The 3,188-nt window shown below is 70.7% G+C and carries 3 protein-coding genes; 2 read left to right on the forward strand and 1 reads right to left on the reverse strand.

Translation table 11 applies throughout. The features are described from left to right. Positions 1–121 precede the first annotated feature (121 nt). Positions 122–754 (reverse strand): hypothetical protein, encoded by a 633-nt coding sequence (locus QZV72_RS02300; RefSeq protein ID WP_297004736.1) that lies wholly within the window; start codon positions 752–754, stop codon positions 122–124. A 243-nt stretch (positions 755–997) separates the two neighbouring features. On the opposite strand from QZV72_RS02300, the gene QZV72_RS02305 reads away from it, so the two are divergent. Together QZV72_RS02305 and QZV72_RS02310 are read left to right on the forward strand one after the other, a co-directional pair. After that, entirely contained in the window at positions 998–2,134 is a 1,137-nt protein-coding gene (locus tag QZV72_RS02305; protein WP_297004739.1) for a sensor histidine kinase, read from the forward strand. A 21-nt stretch (positions 2,135–2,155) separates the two neighbouring features. Next, positions 2,156–2,854, forward strand: coding sequence for a response regulator transcription factor (locus QZV72_RS02310; RefSeq protein ID WP_297004742.1), 699 nt, complete (start codon positions 2,156–2,158; stop codon positions 2,852–2,854). The last annotated feature ends 334 nt before the right edge of the window (positions 2,855–3,188 follow it).

Genomic DNA, 3,188 nt, shown 5'->3' on the forward strand with positions numbered 1-3,188 from the left:
GTCAGAACCACGGGAAACGCCCCACCGGCCGTCCGGGGTCCGGTGCGTCGCCGTGTCCGGTCCGGTCGGGTGTCACTGGTCATGGAAGTGACTGTAGAACACCACACCCGCACCGGTGGACTCAGGACCAGGGCCAGGATTCCTTCACCGGAGCACCGTCATTCTGCCGCCAGCTGTTGGCGGTCACCGCAGCGTCCGCGACACCCGCCATCACCCGGCACCCGGCGTACCTCAGCCCCTCCCCTGTACAGGCCCCCTCCATTCTCGCCGCCAACTGCCGGTCCAGTGCCGGGCGCACGCCGCGGGGGATGGACTCCCCGTCAGCGTCAGCGACACGCAGCAGGTCATAGCCCAGATCGTGGGTGAGGCACGCCGGGGTGAAGGACTGCGGCAGCGGTACCGGTGACGAACAGTCCCCCGCCGGGTCCGAGGGCAGCCCGTCGACGACCACCGGCCGGTAGCCCAGTGCCCCGGTGATCCCGGCGGGCAGGGCGTCGATCCAGGACGCCGCGTCACCGCCCCCGCCGGATCCCCCGATGGCCGCGAGCGCCTGTGCGGCGGCTACGGCGGAACCGGGTGCGGCATCCCCGGAGACAGAGAGATCCGCGCCGGTCTGCGGCGCCATCGTCGACGATGCGTCCGACGGGACCGCGACGGCAGCCGCTGACCCGCCGAGGGCGAGCACCAGCGTGACGGCGACACGCGAGGCGACGAAGTGGCGGGGGACGGTCGGCAGAATCTTCAGGGGGTTCATGCCACAGGACGCTAGGAACGGCCACCCACCGCCGGGATCCCCCGTGACGGTGATTCTCCCGGACATGCCCGGGGCGTCCCCGTCCGACGGAATCACTCCCGGGAGGGATGATCCCGGTCACGCCGCCACCTACTGTCGGAGACCATGAGCCCCACCCCGCGACCACACCGTCAACGCCGTGCACAAGGCGCACGTCGCGCGCCTCTCACCGTCCCCACCCTCCCGACCGTCCCTTCCCTCCCTGTGTCCGTCCGCCGGTACGGGGCTCCCGGGCTCGTCGTCCTGTTCGCCGGGGTCCTCTTCACCGTCGCGTGGCCGACCTACCACCTCACCCACTCCCTGCATCCGGCGATCGTGCCGCTGATCGCCGCCGCCGGCACCTGGCCGGTGATCACCGCCGTCCGACGGCCGTTGGCGTCCTGGCTGGTCGTCGCCGCGTCCTGCCTGGTCAGTCTGCCGTTCCACGAGAACCCCGACTACGCCCTCGGCTGGCCGGTGGCCTTCCACCTCGCACTCGCCTTCACCCTCGCGGTCGTGGTGCTGCGCGGCCCGGCCCGCGACGTCACCGTCGCCGTCGCCGCCACCGTCCTGCTCATGGCACTCAACCCCGCGGAGGTCGTCGTCGGGTGGATCGTCGGCACCCTGGTCTGGTCCGCGTTCCTCCTGCTGGTGCGGTGGCTGCTGGCGTCCCGCAGACAGGTGCGCACGGAAAGCACCCGCGCGACCGAGCAGTCCCAACTGCGCGTGATGGCGGAGGAGCGCAACCGGCTCGTCCGCGACCTGCACGACGTGGTCGCCCACCAGATGTCGATGATCGTGGTGCAGGCCCAGTCCGCACCCTACCGGCTCCAGGGGGTCACCCCGTCCGTCCACGCCGAGTTCGACTCCATCGCCGACACCGCCCGAGAAGCCCTGAACCAGGTCCGGGAACTGCTCGGCGTGCTGCGCTCCGACGCCGAATCCGGAGCCACCACCCCGGTCGGCGCCGACCAGATCGAGCCGGTGCTCACCGCCGCGCGACGCGCCGGAATGGACCTCACCTGGACACTCGACGGCGGTGTGGCCTCCCTCGACGACACCGTCGGGGTGGTGCTGCAGCGCGTCCTGCAGGAGAGCCTGTCGAACGCCTCCCGCCACGCACCCGGCGGGAAGGTGCTGGTCAACCTCACCGTCACAGAGAAAGACGGACGCCGCGACGCCGAATTGACCGTCGACAACGGGCCGGCCGCGCCCGGGGAGATCGTGCCCCCGGAGCACAGCGGCGGGTCGGGGATCCCGGGGATGGCGGCGCGGGTGAGGGCCGTCGGCGGATCGTTCACCGCCCTGCCCGCAGCCGACGGCGGGTTCACCGTCCGCGCGGTCGTGCCGGTCACCCGCTGACGGCGGGTAGGTTCACAGGTCATGGGAGATATCACCGTCACCGTCGTCGACGACCAGGCAATGGTCCGGCAGGGCTTCGCCGCGCTACTCGGCGCACAACCCGACATCACCGTGGTGGGGGACGCCGCCGACGGCGCCCAGGCTGTTGAGCAGGTCACCCGGCTGCGTCCGGACGTCGTGTTCATGGACGTCCGTATGCCGATGATGGACGGGCTGGAGGCCGCCCGCCGGATCCTGTCCGCCGGGTTGGACCCGGCACCGAGGATCGTCATGCTCACCACCTTCGACCTCGACGACTACGTCTTCGGGGCCCTGCAGATGGGGTGTTCCGGCTTCCTGCTGAAGGACGCCCCGGCCGCCGAACTCATCCGGGCGGTGCACCTCGCGGTGACCGGGGAGGCGCTGCTCGCCCCGTCAGTGACGAAACGTCTGATCGAGGAGGCCGTGTCGAAGCGGCCCGGGGGACGGGCCCGGCACGGTAGCGGGAGTGCTGAGGGGTCGGCGGCACAGTCTGCACTGAGGGCACTGAAGTCACTGACTCCCCGCGAGCACGAGATCCTGGAGCAGATCGCCACCGGACGGTCGAACCAGGAGATCGCCGGGGTGCTCTTCATCTCCGAGGAGACGGTGAAGACGCACGTGCGCAGGGTGCTGCAGAAGCTGGCGTTGCGTGACCGGGTGCAGGCGGTGGTCTTCGCCTACGAGAACGGGGTTGTCTGAGGGCCGTCCCGTTCGCCCGCAGGACAGTCACCTCCTGTTCACCCTCACACGAGGGGATGGTGTGACCAACCTCCCGTGCAAGGGTCTACCCGGGGTGAATGCGACCGGGGCACAGGCGAGACACGAGCACAGGCACGGGCACAGGCACAGGCACAGGCACAGGCACAGGCAAGCGCATCACCCTCAGGAGTGACCCGGGAATCCCCGGTGACGGGGATCCGGGCGGCGGATTCTGCCCCGTACGTTGCCGGTCATGGCCACACCGACAGTCCCCCACCCCGCGAACAGTGCCCCGTCCTCACCGTCATCCTCACCTGCCGACTCCCCCGCCTCA

The sequence above is a fragment of the uncultured Corynebacterium sp. genome (assembly GCF_902782855.1).
In the GTDB taxonomy this organism is placed as follows: Bacteria; Actinomycetota; Actinomycetes; order Mycobacteriales; family Mycobacteriaceae; genus Corynebacterium.